This is a genomic window from Fortiea contorta PCC 7126 (assembly GCF_000332295.1).
Taxonomy (GTDB): domain Bacteria; phylum Cyanobacteriota; class Cyanobacteriia; order Cyanobacteriales; family Nostocaceae; genus Fortiea; species Fortiea contorta.
Genome location: NZ_KB235930.1, coordinates 2423520 through 2439470 on the forward strand (window position 1 = coordinate 2423520; position 15951 = coordinate 2439470).

20 protein-coding genes are annotated in these 15951 nt (G+C 45.3%); 6 read left to right on the forward strand and 14 right to left on the reverse strand.

Annotated features, from left to right (window positions below):
- Positions 1-156 precede the first annotated feature (156 nt).
- Positions 157-528 (forward strand): hypothetical protein, encoded by a 372-nt coding sequence (locus MIC7126_RS0111125; RefSeq protein ID WP_017653220.1) that lies wholly within the window; start codon positions 157-159, stop codon positions 526-528.
- A 191-nt stretch (positions 529-719) separates the two neighbouring features.
- Here MIC7126_RS0111125 and mutS read toward each other — a convergent pair whose 3' ends face one another.
- The 7 genes from mutS to MIC7126_RS30390 all read right to left on the reverse strand — a co-directional run bounded on the left by mutS (position 720) and on the right by MIC7126_RS30390 (position 6369).
- Positions 720-3302 (reverse strand): DNA mismatch repair protein MutS, encoded by a 2583-nt coding sequence (mutS, locus tag MIC7126_RS0111130; protein WP_026100177.1) that lies wholly within the window; start codon positions 3300-3302, stop codon positions 720-722.
- A gap of 420 nt (positions 3303-3722) precedes the next feature.
- Positions 3723-4826, reverse strand: a complete 1104-nt coding sequence (locus MIC7126_RS0111135; RefSeq protein WP_017653222.1) for an AI-2E family transporter — start codon at positions 4824-4826, stop codon at positions 3723-3725.
- Between the two features lie 72 nt (positions 4827-4898).
- Positions 4899-5333 carry an NUDIX hydrolase gene (locus MIC7126_RS0111140; RefSeq protein ID WP_017653223.1) on the reverse strand — a complete coding sequence of 145 codons (435 nt, stop codon included), beginning with the start codon at positions 5331-5333 and terminating at the stop codon, positions 4899-4901.
- Positions 5334-5343: 10 nt separating this feature from the next.
- On the reverse strand, positions 5344-5706 hold the full coding sequence (locus MIC7126_RS0111145; RefSeq protein WP_017653224.1) for a hypothetical protein: 363 nt from the start codon (positions 5704-5706) through the stop codon (positions 5344-5346).
- Entirely contained in the window at positions 5685-5855 is a 171-nt protein-coding gene (locus tag MIC7126_RS30380) for a hypothetical protein (RefSeq protein ID WP_161606842.1), read from the reverse strand. Before MIC7126_RS30380 ends, MIC7126_RS0111145 begins: the two co-directional genes overlap by 22 nt.
- The gene (locus tag MIC7126_RS31680; RefSeq protein ID WP_154655876.1) at positions 5828-6184 is read right to left on the reverse strand and encodes a hypothetical protein; all 357 of its coding nucleotides are present in this window, start codon (positions 6182-6184) and stop codon (positions 5828-5830) included. Before MIC7126_RS31680 ends, MIC7126_RS30380 begins: the two co-directional genes overlap by 28 nt.
- On the reverse strand, positions 6109-6369 hold the full coding sequence (locus MIC7126_RS30390) for a hypothetical protein (RefSeq protein WP_154655877.1): 261 nt from the start codon (positions 6367-6369) through the stop codon (positions 6109-6111). The genes MIC7126_RS31680 and MIC7126_RS30390 overlap by 76 nt, the downstream gene beginning before the upstream one ends.
- Before the next feature lie 74 nt (positions 6370-6443).
- On the opposite strand from MIC7126_RS30390, the gene folD reads away from it, so the two are divergent.
- The 3 genes from folD (at position 6444) to MIC7126_RS0111175 (ending at position 8961) form a co-directional block, all read left to right on the forward strand.
- A complete protein-coding gene (gene folD / locus MIC7126_RS0111160; RefSeq protein ID WP_017653227.1) occupies positions 6444-7337 on the forward strand; it encodes a bifunctional methylenetetrahydrofolate dehydrogenase/methenyltetrahydrofolate cyclohydrolase FolD in 894 nt (297 codons plus the stop codon).
- Between the two features lie 108 nt (positions 7338-7445).
- Positions 7446-8375: a geranylgeranyl diphosphate synthase CrtE gene (crtE, locus tag MIC7126_RS0111165; protein ID WP_017653228.1), complete on the forward strand. Its 930-nt coding sequence runs from the start codon at positions 7446-7448 to the stop codon at positions 8373-8375.
- A gap of 115 nt (positions 8376-8490) precedes the next feature.
- Positions 8491-8961 carry a divergent PAP2 family protein gene (locus tag MIC7126_RS0111175; RefSeq protein ID WP_017653229.1) on the forward strand — a complete coding sequence of 157 codons (471 nt, stop codon included), beginning with the start codon at positions 8491-8493 and terminating at the stop codon, positions 8959-8961.
- Between the two features lie 128 nt (positions 8962-9089).
- Here the strand turns inward: MIC7126_RS0111175 and MIC7126_RS0111180 are convergent, their stop codons facing one another.
- From MIC7126_RS0111180 to MIC7126_RS0111200, 6 genes are all read right to left on the reverse strand, one after another.
- Positions 9090-9692 carry a hypothetical protein gene (locus tag MIC7126_RS0111180; RefSeq protein WP_017653230.1) on the reverse strand — a complete coding sequence of 201 codons (603 nt, stop codon included), beginning with the start codon at positions 9690-9692 and terminating at the stop codon, positions 9090-9092.
- A 220-nt stretch (positions 9693-9912) separates the two neighbouring features.
- Entirely contained in the window at positions 9913-10161 is a 249-nt protein-coding gene (locus MIC7126_RS29325; RefSeq protein ID WP_193787686.1) for a hypothetical protein, read from the reverse strand.
- A gap of 120 nt (positions 10162-10281) precedes the next feature.
- Positions 10282-10611 carry an MgPME-cyclase complex family protein gene (locus MIC7126_RS0111185; RefSeq protein ID WP_017653231.1) on the reverse strand — a complete coding sequence of 110 codons (330 nt, stop codon included), beginning with the start codon at positions 10609-10611 and terminating at the stop codon, positions 10282-10284.
- 63 nt (positions 10612-10674) lie between these two features.
- Positions 10675-11397, reverse strand: a complete 723-nt coding sequence (locus MIC7126_RS0111190; RefSeq protein WP_017653232.1) for a hypothetical protein — start codon at positions 11395-11397, stop codon at positions 10675-10677.
- A gap of 35 nt (positions 11398-11432) precedes the next feature.
- Positions 11433-11858, reverse strand: coding sequence for a hypothetical protein (locus MIC7126_RS30395; protein WP_154655878.1), 426 nt, complete (start codon positions 11856-11858; stop codon positions 11433-11435).
- A 95-nt stretch (positions 11859-11953) separates the two neighbouring features.
- Complete coding sequence (locus MIC7126_RS0111200) at positions 11954-12670, reverse strand: pyridoxine 5'-phosphate synthase (RefSeq protein WP_017653234.1); 717 nt, start codon at positions 12668-12670, stop codon at positions 11954-11956.
- Between the two features lie 272 nt (positions 12671-12942).
- Between MIC7126_RS0111200 and MIC7126_RS0111205 the strand changes: the two genes are divergently transcribed.
- Together MIC7126_RS0111205 and MIC7126_RS0111210 are read left to right on the forward strand one after the other, a co-directional pair.
- Positions 12943-14334: a malic enzyme-like NAD(P)-binding protein gene (locus MIC7126_RS0111205; RefSeq protein ID WP_017653235.1), complete on the forward strand. Its 1392-nt coding sequence runs from the start codon at positions 12943-12945 to the stop codon at positions 14332-14334.
- 369 nt (positions 14335-14703) lie between these two features.
- On the forward strand, positions 14704-15378 hold the full coding sequence (locus MIC7126_RS0111210) for a PEP-CTERM sorting domain-containing protein (protein WP_017653236.1): 675 nt from the start codon (positions 14704-14706) through the stop codon (positions 15376-15378).
- Between the two features lie 81 nt (positions 15379-15459).
- Here the strand turns inward: MIC7126_RS0111210 and MIC7126_RS0111215 are convergent, their stop codons facing one another.
- On the reverse strand, positions 15460-15876 hold the full coding sequence (locus tag MIC7126_RS0111215) for a nuclear transport factor 2 family protein (RefSeq protein ID WP_017653237.1): 417 nt from the start codon (positions 15874-15876) through the stop codon (positions 15460-15462).
- Positions 15877-15951 lie beyond the last annotated feature (75 nt).

The following is a 15951-nucleotide window of genomic DNA, read 5'->3' on the forward strand; positions in this document are numbered from 1 at the left end:
TATTGATTTGTCTCAATTGACCGAATAAAGGATGAAGTAAGAATTGGTATCGAACTTCATACTTCAGACTTCATCCTTCATCCTTTAGTTGATACTCCCACAGATGCAAGCGGTAAACTCGCTATCCTAGAGAGAGAGCCACAAGATAGTTAAAACATGAGCCTGAAATCTTTTCAATTAAATCTTGTCAATCTCCGCCCTTGGCTCACCTTGTTAGCGGTTATCTGGCTGCTAGGATCACTGGGCTTGGGCTGGTTGGTTAATTCATTGCTGATTATTGTGGGGCTAGTACTTTTAGCACCCGTCATTGCGTTTGTGGGATTTCGTTGGTGGTTACAACGCAACTTGGTTGTTGACCAGTGTCCTGTTTGTAGGTATGAATTTACGGGTTTAAATAATAGCCAGCTACAGTGTCCTAGTTGTGGGGAGCGGCTTTTGGTCAAAGAGGGACATTTTAGCCGCTTCGCACCAGACGGGACTATTGATGTAACTGCGATCGAAGTACCAGCTAAATCACTGGAAGATTAATCCCAATTCAAAATTCTGCGTTGCTGATTGAGAGCACGAATTTATCTCACGCATAGCAGGACACTAGCACAGGAAGGCTCCGCCGATTTGGAGCAACTGGCCTGCAGAGAGTGGGAGTTGAGAAGAATTGACTTTCTTACCTATTCCCTATCCCCTGTTCCCTGTTCCCTGTTCCCTGTTCCCTGTTTTAACTAACTATTATCCAAATTTTGCAATCCCATTGCTATTTTACTGTGCTGCTCAATTTGACCCATTACCTGTTTTGCCCGCTGAATCACCACTGTAGGTAAACCAGCCAACCTTCCCGCTTCAATTCCGTAAGATTTATCAGCGCCCCCCGGTTGGACTTGGTGTAAAAAGATAATTTTGTCAGGTAATTCTTTCACCGTTACCTGATAATTAGCTACATTTTCTAACATCCCCGCCAGTTCATTTAACTCATGGTAATGAGTTGCAAAAATTGTCCGTCCCTGAATATTTGTGGCGAGATATTCTGCTACGGCCCAAGCAATAGAAAGTCCATCAAAAGTTGCAGTTCCGCGACCAATTTCATCTAATAATACCAAGGATCTGGAAGTAGCATGGTTGAGAATATTAGCAGTTTCATTCATCTCCACCATAAAAGTAGATTGACCTGTAGCTAGATCATCTACCGCTCCCACTCGTGTAAAAATGCGATCGCACACTCCCAATTTAGCCGACCTAGCAGGAACAAAACTTCCCGTCTGCGCCAATAACTGAATCAACCCTACCTGACGCAGATAACAACTTTTACCACTCGCATTCGGCCCGGTGAGGATAACTAAGTCAGGATGAGAGGAACTGGAAATCTCCCCATCTGTTCCCAAATGCGTAGAATTCGGCACAAAAAACCCTGCTGGTAAAGACTGTTCTACCACCGGATGACGCCCGTCAATAATGGCAATTTCCCTTCCCACCACAATTTCTGGACGACAGTAACCTTGATGTACTGCTAACTCAGCCAAACCAGATAACACATCAGCCGCAGCAACAGCGCGCGAAATATTGCGAATCACTTCCGCCTGCGTACCCACTTCCTCTCGCAATTCGACAAAAATTTCATATTCCAACTGATTTAAATCATCCCGCGCGGAAAGAATTCGGGCTTCCCGTTCCTTCAATTCCGGGGTGATGTAACGTTCCTCGTTCGTCAGAGTTTGCTTGCGGATGTAATTAGTTGGTACTTGGTCAGCTTTGGCGCGGGAAATACTGATATAGTAACCAAAGGTTTTATTAAATCCTACCTTTAAGGTGGGAATTCCTGTTCTCGTTCGTTCATCAACTTCTAAATTGGCAATCCATTGCTGGTCTGCTTCTACAGTCGCCTTTCTTTCATCCAGCAGCGGATTCACACCAGAACGAATTAAACTACCTTCTTTGATGTGTATGGGTGGTGATTCTACGATATTTGCACGTAACTTTTGTGCTAATTCTTCTAAAACTGGTGGCACTTTTTGCAAAGCTTTCAAGAAAGGAGAACGCGCCTCGACAACTAAACGGGATAATTCCGGTAGGCGTGAGAGGGAATCTGCTAAAGCTACCAAGTCTTTAGCATTAGCAGTGCCAGAACCCGCCCTTCCTGTCAACCGTTCCAAGTCATAAATTTGCCGTAACAATTGCCGCAGGTCTTGACGCAGGGCGGTATTTTCCACTAATTCTTGAATGGTATCTTGACGGGCACGAATACCTTTAATATCAAGTAGCGGTTGTAACAACCATCGCCGCAACGCTCGCCCCCCCATCGCCGTGCTAGTTCTATCTAAAGCCCACAGCAGAGAACCGTGGAAGGTGCCATCGCGGACAGTTTGGGTAATTTCCAGGTTACGCCGAGTTTGATGGTCAACAATTAGATAATCGGTAACGGTGTAGGTACGTAAAAGCTGTAGGTGAACTGGGTTTTCTTTTTGCGTATCTTCCAGGTATTCGAGAAGACCACCAGCAGCGCGAACAGCGAGAGGGAGATGATCGCAACCTAGACCTTCAAGCGATCGCAGTTTAAATTTCTGCAATAATCTCGGTCTAGCTTCACCTTGGGAAAATGGTACTTGCGATCGCAAACTATAACAAAAAGATGGCGGTAAACATTGCGGCAGATGAGGTGAAGTTTCCCCAGGACGTAGTATACTCACCAAATCAGGAGCATTGACCGGAAACAACACCTCCGAAGGCTGCAACCGCATTAACTCCTGGGTCAAGTGTTCTAAATCACTTCCCTGTGTCGTGAGAAATTCCCCTGTAGAGATATCTGCGTAAGCCAAACCCCAATGATTAGCCGCAATTACCACAGCCACAAGGTAATTATTACGACTAGATTTTAACATTCCCTCTTCTAACAAAGTCCCTGGAGTCAGAATGCGTGTCACCTCACGACGCACCAAGCCTACAGCTTCCGTAGCATCTTCCACTTGGTCACAAATCACTACCGCGTAACCTTTCTCCACCAGCATAGTTGTGTAGCGTTCCCAAGCGTGGTGGGGGACACCAGTCATCGCCACTCGACCGATTTCACCACCGTGCTTACTGGTGAGAACTAATTCCAGTTCCCTAGAAACAGTCACCGCATCTTGGAAAAAAGTTTCAAAAAAATCTCCCACCCGATACAACAGCAACGCATGGGGATACTTATCTTTCACCTCCACATAGTGCTGGTACATCTTACTCAGCTTACTGCGGTCTACCAATCGCGTATCAGCATGAGGCGTAGCGGTGGTATGGAGTTCCGTTGGCTGAATGTCAGAGTGAGAAGCAGTCATAGCTAATTCGTGATTTGTAATTTAAATATGTGGCGACAGAATGGATACAGGCTGTTTAGAATTTTTGACCTGCTTTTTCAAAAAGATATTCTTTGCCAATAGAGAGTCATAAGTGCTAAGAGTTACGCACACAAAAGCCACAATACCCGATGATAACGTGTGGCGGGGTATTGAGTAGGCGATCGCTCAAGGTTTATTTATATTTTTTTTAGAGCGAGGGGGTGTTATGGCCGTTCCCAATTACTGATGGTACACCTTAGTGCCCCTCTGTCTTGAAAAGTTTTGTGGAAGGAGACCTTCCCCACAAACTTTTCGCTGCGCTAACCTTAGCGATCCTCTGCGTTGAAAAACATTATTTTTGTACTTCACGCAACTGGAAATTGCTATACTGCCATTTCCCCTAACTTCTGCTGTTGAATTCTAACTAAAAGTTCCTGCGGTTTCATTCACAACTTTTACAGATTCAGGTTCAATTTCTTCTATTTGATTCAACTCTCCCACCCGCCAACTATCAGCTATATCTTTAATAAAACTAGCGATAGGAATCGCAATTAACAAACCTAAAACCCCGCCCAATTTAGCACCTATTAACAAAGAAATTACCACCCAAACAGGATTTAAACCAGTTAAATTACCCAAAATCCGGGGAGCAATAAAATTAGCATTTATTTGGTCAATTGCTACGGCTGCACCTGCAACTTCTACCCCTAACCAAAAGTTTTGCAACGCCACCAAAAAACTAACTATGGCAATACCTACACCTGTACCAAAGGGAAACAGAGAGAAAAAGCCAATACCAATGCCAAAAAGAAGCGCTAAAGGAACTTGTAGAGCAAAAAACGCTAGGGTAATTGTTAATGCCAACACAGCCCCTAAAGTTGCTTGACCGATAAAATAATTATGAAAATCTTCTTGGAGTAATTGTCTTACCTTAGAGCCAATATGAGCAGGAAACCATTGAAAAACACCATTCCATAAACGCTCGCCATTTAATACCAAGTAGACAGTTAAAACTACTGCGAGCAAGACATTAACAACGATACCGATAGTATCAACAGCAAAAGTGAGAATCTTCCCAGTAAAAGTCTGAATTTGACTAGATAATCGGTCTAAAATTTGGGTAATTAAGCCACTTAAATTAATGGGCAACTGTTGTTGTTTTAAAGCCCAATCTTGGAAAGCCTGTAATTGTTGCGTACCAGAATCAATCCAAGTAGGTAAAATGTTAGCCAGTTCGTTGAGTTGTTCAATAATCAATGGCACTAAAATAATGCCTAACACTACCAAGATTACCACAGATAAAAGCAACACTCCCCCAACAGCTAAATTTCGTTTAACTCCCCGTTCTTGGAGAAACTGAATCGGATAGTTGAGCACAAAAGCCAAAATTACAGCGGCAGTACAAATACTCACCAAAGGTTGAAAATATTGGATGACTTGGATTAATAGCCAACCGTTAAGAATAGCAATAGGAAATGCTAACCCGATACTTAACCATCTTGGCAGTTTATTGACTGATTGCATGAGTGACGACTCCACGCGATATCTAACTTTATTTTGACTTCTCCCTCATCCCTAACCCCTATCCCCTCATCCCTAACCTCTACTTTTCTCAATAAAATCCAGCATAATTTTTTGATGCATCAATCCCAATGGTCTGACTTCACCGGCGTTTGCTGAGTAGCATTCTCCTTGGCGGATGTCTGCTGCTGTTAATAAACCCATGTCCCAGCCTTCATTGAGAACTAGTTGATCTAAATCCACTAACAGTGGTGCTTGAAAAACATGGCGTACGACTTTTGCATCTGGATAACAGTCAAATTGTGCAAATTCTGAGAGATTGTAGCCGATTTCTTCTAAAATTTCTCGCTGTACCGCGACATCTGGAGTTTCTCCTAGTTCAATATGACCACCAAATAGCCCCCAACACCCAGGAACTGCAATATTGGGGATATTGTCTCGTAGTTGCATGAGAAACTTGTCTTGTTGGTAGAGAATAGCGATCGCTACATGCACCCGTTGATCACTCATAAAATTTTGCTTATTCTTCTAAGTAAACTTCCCCAAACTCTTTACTTGCTAAAGGTATACTTTTGTAACGAACTTTGCCTTTAATCACAACAGGCTTTCCCGCTGTTAAATCAGTTTGATTGGTAACAACCCAAATTTTACCTGTAGAGTCATTGATTTGATACGCCCAACGCTGTAACAAAGGAACTTGCCTTTCCACTTTACCTTGAATGTAAACCGTATCCTGGTTATTTTGTTCCGGTCTTATATCTCGAATCGGGGTAATATTGCTACCAATGCGGAAACTACCAGCATTCCAGCCAGACGGACTTCCTCCCCCACAGCCACAAAGTCCTATTATTAAAAGAAATGTCAATACTGAGTTTTTTGGCATTTGTTATTGGTTGTTGGTTGTTGCTTATTGGACATGGAAGGTGGGGAGGTGGGGTGATGGGGAGGTGGGGTGATGGGGTGATGGGGTGATGGGGTGATGAGGTGGTGTGGGGAGATGGGGATTAAAGCTTCAGGCTCAAAGGCTGACACTTGAGGTTCAAAGGCTGACACTTGAGGTTCAAAGGCTGACACTTGAGGCTCAAAGGCTCGCGCTTGAGGTTCAAAGGCTCGCGCTTGAGGTTCAAAGGCTGACACTTGAGGCTCAAAGGCTCGCGCTTGAGGTTCAAAGGCTCACACTTCAGGCTCAAAGGCTCACGCTTGAGGCTCAAAGGCTCACGCTTGAGGTTCAAAGGCTCACACTTCAGGCTTAAAGGCTGACACTTGAGGCTTAAAGGCTGACACTTTAATCCCCAACCTCCCCATCTCCCCACCTCCCCATCTCCCCACCTCCCCACCTCCCCATCTCCCCACCTCCCCATCTCCCCACCTCCCCACCTCCCCACCTCCCCACACTCCCCACACTCCCCACACTCCCCACACTCCCCACACTCCCCACACCCCCCACACTCCCCAACGCCCATTCCCCATCTTCCATTGATCTGAGAAGATAAACGGTATGGTCTTGCAATTTAAAAAACGCTACGGCATTAGATAGCAAGACCATAATAGTCGAGAGTCGAAGGTTAAAGGTTAGTGATCTTAAACTTTGAACTTAAGACGAATATTCTGGGAACTCTCATGACAACAAAAACTGCCAAACTACTTGACGGTAAAGCTTTAGCCGCCAAGATTCATCAAGGACTTGCTCAACGGATTACGGAATTACAATCTCAAATTGATCGCCCTCCTGGTTTAGCAGTGTTGATGGTAGGGGATAATCCTGCGTCAGCAGCTTATGTCCGCAATAAAGAAAAAGCCTGCGCTAAGGTGGGTATCGCCTCTTTTGGTCAGCATTTTCCTACACAAACCACTCAAGGGGAACTAGAGGCAATAATTGCTACACTCAACCAAGATGCAAAAGTGGATGGAATTCTGGTGCAGTTACCTTTACCTCAGCACTTAGATGCTGTCACCTTGCTGCATCAAATCGACCCTGATAAAGACGCTGATGGGCTACATCCAGTCAACTTGGGACGTCTGGTGCGAGGGGAAGTTGGTTTACGTAGTTGCACTCCTTATGGGGTGATGCGGCTATTACAGGAATATGAAATTCCTTTGCAGGGGAAACAAGCCGTAGTGGTGGGAAGAAGTATTTTGGTTGGTAAACCGATGGCTTTAATGTTACTAGAAGCCGACGCAACGGTGACTATCGCTCACTCTCGATCCCACAACTTAAAAACCATTGTCCAGAATGCTGATATTCTAATTGCAGCAGCAGGTAAACCAGGATTAATCACTGCTCAAATGGTGAAACCGGGCGCTGTTGTGGTAGATGTGGGGATGAATCGCGTCACAGATGTCGATGGGAAAAGTCGTTTAGTCGGCGATGTTGATTTGGAATCAATTGCTAGCGTCGCTGAGTTTCTCACTCCGGTTCCTGGTGGGGTAGGGCCGATGACTGTCGCTATGTTGTTGCAAAATACATTTGCTAGCTATGCAAGGCGGTATGGAGTCAATAATCGGGAATTATGAGTTTTTGTTCCTAATTCTTAACTCCCAATTCTTCACTCTTTCAGCTCCAGAACATCTTAAAATTGTGACTCATATGACAAAAATTTCAAAATTTCGGGACTTTTAAGCATGGTAGCAACTGATAAGTTTAAGAAGACACAAGAGGCAGCTACGTTTAATTTATCGGCTTATCTCAAAGAGCGTCAAAGGCTTTGTGACACTGCTTTAGATCAAGCAATTCCTATTGTTTATCCAGAGAAAATTTATGAAGCCATGCGCTATTCTCTCTTAGCTGGAGGTAAGCGTGTCCGACCCATTCTTTGCCTTGCTACTTGCGAGATGACTGGTGGCACAATTGAAATGGCTATGCCTACAGCTTGTGCTGTGGAAATGATCCACACCATGTCTCTGATTCATGATGATTTACCGGCGATGGATAATGACGATTATCGCCGAGGAAAGTTGACAAATCACAAGGTTTATGGTGAAGATGTAGCAATTTTAGCGGGCGATGGCTTGTTGGCGTTTGCTTTTGAGTTTGTCGCCACTCAAACCCCCCCAGAGGTTCCCAGGGACAGAGTGCTACAGGTTGTCGCCCGTCTGGGACGCGCTTTAGGGGCGGCGGGTTTGGTTGGCGGTCAGGTGGTAGATTTAGAATCGGAAGGGAAGTTGGATACTTCCCTAGAAACACTCAATTTTATTCACAACCACAAAACAGCTGCCCTTTTAGAAGCTAGTGTGGTGTGTGGAGGAATCTTAACGGGAGCATCAGCACAAGAGGTACAAGTGTTATCCCGTTACGCTCAAAATATTGGTTTGGCATTTCAAATAGTGGATGATATCTTGGATATCACCGCCACTCAGGAACAATTAGGGAAAACTGCGGGTAAAGACTTAAAAGCAAACAAAGTGACTTATCCTAGCTTGTGGGGACTGGAGGAATCGCGCTCGAAAGCCCAACAGCTCGTAGAAGCAGCTTGTGCAGAATTAGAGTCGTTTGCGGAATTGGCACAACCGCTAAAGGCGATCGCTCATTATATCACCAGTCGCAATCACTAAGCGCCTACAGCGATCGCAGCGACGGTCAATTCTGGATTTTGGATTTGGGGTTGCATCCAAATGTTTCCTGAAAACAACAACTGCTGCTAATATCTACTAACCTAACCAAAATACCATGCAGGACATAGGCGACATCTTAGACAACCGGGTGCTGCTGGTTGCTCTGGTAACTTGTTTGATTGCTCAGGCTTTAAAGCTCGTCATTGAGCTAGTAAAAAATCGTAAATTCAATGTAAGTGTTTTGGTAGCCACCGGAGGTATGCCCAGTGCTCATTCTGCCTTAGTTACCTCTTTAGCAGTTGGAGTTGGGCAAACTTTAGGATGGGCTTCTCCTGATTTTGCCCTGGCTACAGTGTTTGCCATCATCGTCATGTATGATGCAGCTGGAGTTCGTCAAGCCGCCGGTAAGCAAGCGCGGATTCTCAATCAAATGATTGACGAGCTATTTGATGAAAAGCACGAGTTTAGTCAAGACCGCCTTAAGGAGTTACTCGGACACACGCCAGTTCAGGTGATAGCTGGGTCGGCTTTAGGTATAACTATTTCTTGGTTAGCTAGGTATTTATCGTTCATTCATAGTCCATAATTTGGAGCATTGGGGAGCCAGTGTCGTGGAAGCCCCACTTGCTACAACGGGAAACCACCGAGGTCTTGGGGTTTCCCAAGTAGAGCAAGTGGCGTTGTTAACCATGGAAAAATCAAGCCAATGACTGACTACAAACGCACAACGGATCTTAGTAGTACTACTTTACGACTATCAACTAAATAAGCCACAAAACCGCGATCGTTGAGTTTCTGCAAAGTGTTGTAGGCTTCTTGTTGGTTGGTGGTATGAACTGCCAATAAATACGGGCGTTGACCATAGGTAGCAAAACCTACATTCCCTCCCACAACCGTTTGCACACTATTTGCTAGTTCTGGACGGTTGAAATAATCCACCAATACGGCGTAACCTGCTTTCAAAGCCTGCGGATTATAGGCGACAGTCTGAGATTGTTGCGTTTCTCCCGGTCGCGTAGTGATTATAGCAGACAAACCGACAATATTGTTGATATATCTCGCCCAACGATTGGCATCATCAATCTTATTGAATCCACCAATTCGAGTCACAGTGTCCGTGAGATATTGGCAAGTGGTGCTCTTAATTTCAGTCGGTAAAGCATCACGCAGTTGCTTTTGATTATCTGCTGTGGGACTGATTACCAATAACAGGTACTCGCCAGCATTCGGCGGCTGACAAACAGGATTAGCTTGTTGAGCGGTTACAGTATTTATACCACCCATTAACCCAGCGTAAGCGAAGCTCGTCGTAGACATCGCTAATACTAAAGCACTTGGTAAATTCTGAAATCTCAGCACAAAAGTTAAATAGATAAATTATGGTGTCTTCCAAGATTTTATAGAAATATATTTTGTTCCTCCTAAAGAAAAATTGGGAATGGGGTGTGGGGTGATGGGGAGGTGGGGTGATGGGGTGATGGGGTGATGGGGGGTGTGGGGAGTGTGGGAAGGGTGGGAGGTGTGGGGGGTGTGGGGATTAAAGCGTCAGGTTCAAAGGCTCGCGCTTGAGGCTTAAAAGCTCGCGCTTGAGGTTCAAAGGCTCACACTTGAGGCTTAAAGGCTCAAGCTTCAGGCTTAAAGGCTCAAGCTTCAGGCTTAAAGGCTCAAGCTTCAGGCTTAAAGGCTCACACTTGAGGCTTAAAGGCTCGCGCTTGAGGTTCAAAGGCTCGCGCTTGAGGTTCAAAGGCTCGCGCTTGAGGCTTAAAGGCTCACGCTTCAGGTTCAAAGGCTCGCGCTTCAGGCTTAAAGGCTCACGCTTCAGGTTCAGAAGCTCAAACTTTCATCCCCACCTCCCCATCACCCCATCACCCCATCACCCCATCACCCCACCTCCCCACTCCCCTACTTATCCCACTGCAGCTAAAGATGCTAAAGCGTTGGGAATCGTGGCGGAGGGAGCTTGAAAATCGCCGGTAATCACATACTCCAACCGCAGCTTTAGCCAAGTAATAAATTGGGCGTCAGTAGAAACAATTGCTACTGCTGGTTGGGGACACTGAGCTTTGATTGCTGCAAATTCTGGCGCGTCTAAAAAAGCAGGTTGCTTCACCAACCAAAAATCAATTTCTTTTTCTTGTTCGTGGTAATAACGAGTCCGCTCTTTAAGTACTTCGTCTATGGGTTCTTCTTGTAGTAAAAACTTTTGACTTGCCAAAACGTAATAATATGTTTGCATTTTGATTCCTGATTCGCCTTATAGATATTTAAGGGCACAGTGTGTATCCTGTGCCCAGAAGATTTAACTTTTCTTGACTTTTTTGAACCAAGAACTGAAGGGACAAGCAGCATTTCCCTGATTGTCACTATTTGATTGTTTACCGCCTGCTGTCAGTTTTTCTAGAAACAGGGTGTTGTCAAAGTAGTGTTCTAGGGAAATAATTTGTAGGTCATCGGTAACTCTAGCAACGCTCATACCGATAATTTCTACTGTCTCTCCAGTTGGCGCGTAGTCTTTGTAAGCACCTTGAAAGTGTCCCCAATGTCGCCACTTGAATGTGACGTTGGGCGGCCCTGATAACACTTCCAACAATTCCCAGGGAAATCCTTGAGGGAATGTGGTATGAAAAAGTTTTGCTGATGACTCAAAGGTTTCTTCGGAAGCTTTGTAATGTTCTGAGTCAGCCATGAATAAACTGTAAGTACCTTGAGCTGATAAATCTGCGGCTGTGTACTCTGTGCCACCGTTGGTACTCACACGAAAGCTGTCGTTGACCACAGATAACCATTGCTGTGGATTAGTTTTGAAAGATACCTCCATCTCGAAGGTTCTCACCAAATTTTGCACGATCGCCTCTAGTGTACCGTCTAGATGATTACGTGTACTCTCTCTGGCGAGATTTTCTTGAGAACGAGAGTAATCTGGAGGTTGTTGATACCGCCACTCAGCATCGGTGCTGGCAACAATTACAGTATCTCGATTCTGTACCCAAAGCGGCAGATTATTAGACTGTGTGGCGCTCATAGAAGTTTTTGCTTGAAGTTTGTGCTGCCAATTGTCTAGATTTCGCAGTGACAACCCCTCTGGGAGTGTGGGGAGTGTGGGGTGATGGGGAGGTGGGGTGATGGGGAGGTGGGGGGATGGGAAGCTTTGAGGTTCAAAGGCTGACGCTTGAGGTTCAAAGGCTGACGCTTGAGGCTCAGAGGCTCGCGCTTGAGGTTCAAAGGCTGACGCTTGAGGCTCAGAGGCTCGCGCTTGAGGTTCAAAGGCTGACGCTTGAGGCTCAGAGGCTCGCGCTTGAGGCTCAGAGGCTCGCGCTTGAGGTTCAAAGGCTGACGCTTCGAGTTCAAAGGCTGACGCTTGAGGCTCAGAGGCTCGCGCTTGAGGTTCAAAGGCTGACGCTTGAGGCTCAGAGGCTCGCGCTTGAGGCTTAGAGGCTGACGCTTGAGGTTCAAAGGCTCACCCTTTAATCCCCACCACCCCATACTTCGGCTCCGCTCAGTACAAGTCTCCCCATCACCCCATCACCCCATCACCCCATCACCCCATCACCCCATCACCCCATCACCCCATCACCCCATCACCCCTTCATCGCTTGTTTCATTTCCCTGACTGCTCTTTCCATACCTACCAAGGCAGCGCGACTGATGATAGTGTGACCAATGTTGAGTTCTTCCATTCCGGGAATACTCGCCACAGGATAAACGTTCCAGTAGGTGAGTCCATGACCTGCATTCACTCGCAGTCCCGCTTGAATTGCTTGTTGGCACCCTTTAGCTAACACTGCTAATTCTTGTTGGCGGGTTGTTGCTGTGAGAGCTTCTGCATATTGCCCTGTGTGTAGTTCAATAAATTTGGCTTTGACCTTGACAGATGCCTCGATTTGTGCAGAGTCTGCGTCTATGAATAAACTGACTGGAATGTCGGCGCTCTGTAATTTATCGACTATCTCGCCTATTCTAGCAACTTGACCGACGATATCTAAGCCGCCTTCTGTGGTGACTTCTTCGCGTTTTTCGGGGACTAAAGTGACGTAATCGGGTTTGATGTCGAGGGCGATCGCCAGCATTTCGTCTGTAGCGGCCATTTCTAAATTCAGATGCGATCGCACTGTTTGTCGCAATAAACGCACGTCTCTGTCTTGAATATGTCTTCGGTCTTCTCGCAGATGTACAGTAATCCCGTCTGCACCTCCCAACTCCGCAAGCACCGCTGCTGCTACGGGGTCTGGTTCCACTGTCCGCCGCGCTTGTCGAATGGTGGCGATATGATCGATGTTGACGCCGAGTGTAAGCACCCTAATTTCCCCTTATCCGCAATCTTTAGTTTTTGATTTTAGCGGAAATGCAGCTTTTGAGGTGAGCTGGAGAGCGATCGCTAGATTTGAAATGGTATCTATATTTATTCGCTGAGGCGATATGCTTTAAAAGAAAGGGCGAACAACCGTTCGCCCCTACAGTATGCGATATAATTTTGCACCTCACGTGAATGGGAATCGCTGTATCGCGCTTCTGCTGATTTTTACTGATTAATCTAATATAAAATCTAAAACTGAAAATCTTCAGCAACATGACAACCTTAACTCCTAATTCCAGTTTTAGTTTGACGCTGCGTTTGCAGATTCCCAATCGTGTAGGGATGTTGGCGTCAGTTACCCAGGCGATCGCCTCCAATGGTGGTAATTTGGGACAAATCGATTTAATTGAGCAAACTCGCCAGCTTTCTATCCGTGATTTGACTGTGGATGCGGCGAGCACTGAGCACGCAGAGACGATTGTACAGGCGGTGAAAGCATTACCAGACATTAAGGTGGTGAATGTCTACGATCGCACCTTTAATTTACATCGCGGTGGCAAAATCAGTATTTCTAGCAGAATTCCGCTCAAGAGTGTCTCTGATTTAGCAATGGCTTATACTCCCGGTGTTGGTCGGATTTGTAATGCGATCGCCCAAAACCCAGAGGAAGTTTATAACTTAACTATCAAGAAAAATACGGTAGCGATTGTTACTGATGGTAGTGCTGTCTTGGGATTGGGAAATCTGGGGCCAGCGGCTGCTCTCCCAGTCATGGAAGGAAAAGCGATGCTGTTTAAAGAATTCGCAGGTCTAGATGCTTTCCCTATTTGCTTGGCAACCCAGGATACAGACGAGATTGTGCGGACAGTGAAGCATCTGGCGCCAGTTTTTGGCGGTGTGAATTTAGAAGATATCGCCGCTCCTCGCTGCTTTGAGATTGAACAGCGGTTGCGTCAAGAATTAGATATCCCTGTGTTTCATGATGACCAGCATGGGACAGCGATCGTCACCTTGGCGGCGCTGTTTAACGCCCTGAAATTGGTCAATAAGTCAATAGCAGAAATCCGGATTGTGATTAACGGTGCTGGAGCGGCTGGGGTAGCGATCGCCCGCTTACTCAAGAAAGCTGGCGCTGATAAAATCTGGATTTGCGACTCGAAAGGAATTATCTCGACCAGTCGTGCTGACCTCACAGAAGAAAAGCGCGAATTTGCTGTCAAAGCCCAAGGAACTCTGGCGGGTGCATTGCAAGGGGCGGATGTATTTATCGGTGTGAGTGTACCCGGAGTTTTGACACCAGAAATGGTGCTATCGATGGCGAAAGACCAGATTGTGTTTGCAATGGCAAATCCGATTCCCGAAATTCAACCAGAATTAATCAGCAAAAATGTGGCTGTGATTGCTACCGGGCGTAGTGACTATCCAAATCAGATTAACAATGTTCTGGCGTTTCCTGGGGTGTTTCGGGGTGCATTAGATTGTCGAGCACAGGCAATTACCACCACAATGTATTTAGAAGCAGCCAGTGCGATCGCTTCTTTAATCAAGCCTTCAGACTTGAGTCGGGAACACATTATTCCTTCAGTCTTTGATGAGCGAGTGGTTAGTGCAGTGGCTGCGGCTGTACAACGCGCCGCTCGTGAGGAAGGTATCGCCCAGAGTTAATTGAAAATACGGACTAGGGATTAGGAACTAGGGGTTAGGGGGGAGAGATTTTCATCTTTGGTTGTGGAATTTTTCCGTAATTAGCTGACTTGTAAGTACTGAATGCTCAGTAAAAAACTAGTCCCTAGCCCCCGGTTCCTGATGGCTGAAGATACCTTCAGATAAACTTGCCATGCCGTCATTTTCAGTACATATACGCATAATTCATCAATAAATGCAAGCTAATTACAAATAATACAATATTTTATTTCTGTAATTACCGTATAAAGTTTTAGTAAAAATAAAAACTTACATTTTTACTTTTCCGGTTTCTACTGAGTTATTTAGTAAAAGCAACACAGTAATGTCAATATTTGTGGAAACTTACCGATGAACGTGTTAACTAAAACTGTTGCTTTAGGCACTTTGGCGACTTCCATCATGATTGCAGCTAATCCTGCTCAAGCGGCGATCGTTCAGTATACCAACCGAGCAAGTTTTCTGAATGCTATCCAACCTGGATACTATTTAGAAACCTTTAATTCTGTATCAATCACCGGTACAACTGCAAGTCCCATCAATTTTAGTAATGGAACTTATTCTTATAGAGCTTCAGTACCAGACGATTTTTACGGTGCTGGTAGTAATGCTAATAGATGGCTATCGACTAATATAGCTACAGATACCATAACTTTTTCTAATTTTAGTCCGGCGATTACGGCAATCGGTGGTTACTTTTTCGCAAGTAATGTTAATGGCGCGCTCACTGCAGGGACGATAAACGCTACAGTCAATGGAGGCAGCTCATCTTTATCGGCTTCAACTAATAGTGCGCTTAACTTCTTTGGCTTCGTTTCTACTGATGGGACTCCTTTGACGAGTCTAGAGACTTTCATCACCCAACCAAACGGTGCGTTTATTTGGCCCACTGTGAATGATTTAATTGTTGGTCAAGCGCAACCCGTCCCTGAACCCTTGACGATACTCGGAACCGCAACCGCAGCGGGATTGGGAGTTGTTTTGAAACGTCGAGCCAAGAAATTAACAACAAATAAAATCGATTAATTTTGCCCCGCAATTACGGTACGTCATCAGATTACCTGTTATTCAACCCTCTGCGTGTTTTTAGACCGCAGAGGGTTTACTCTAAAGTTGAGTAGACACTCGATTTTCCTGTAATTTAGCGATCGCTGCGTCTGCATTCCAGTAAGCTCTGAGTGTTTGAATTTTACCAGCTGCATTAATTTCAAATAAATCAATGCCTTCAAATATTACCTCTTGACCGTTTTTGCCAGTACCGCGTCCCGTCCATTTGACAGCAACTTCATTGCCCACAATATGCACAAACTCTTCAGTCAGTCCTACGGTTGCAAACATGTCGGTAACACTCAAGAAAAACTGGCCAATTTCCCTATGCCCTTTTAAGACATTACCACCCACTGGATCGTAATCAATGGCATCTTCTGCAAATGTCTCCAACCAAGCTTCTACATCCATTACTCGTGTAGCCGCAAAGTATTCAGCAATCAAAGTAGCGATCGCTTGTGTTGATACGGTAGACATGATAGTTATCATCCTAAAATTAATTCCATCAGCAGTCTGCCATAGTTTTTAGTCATACAAAACAGTTCTATCAGT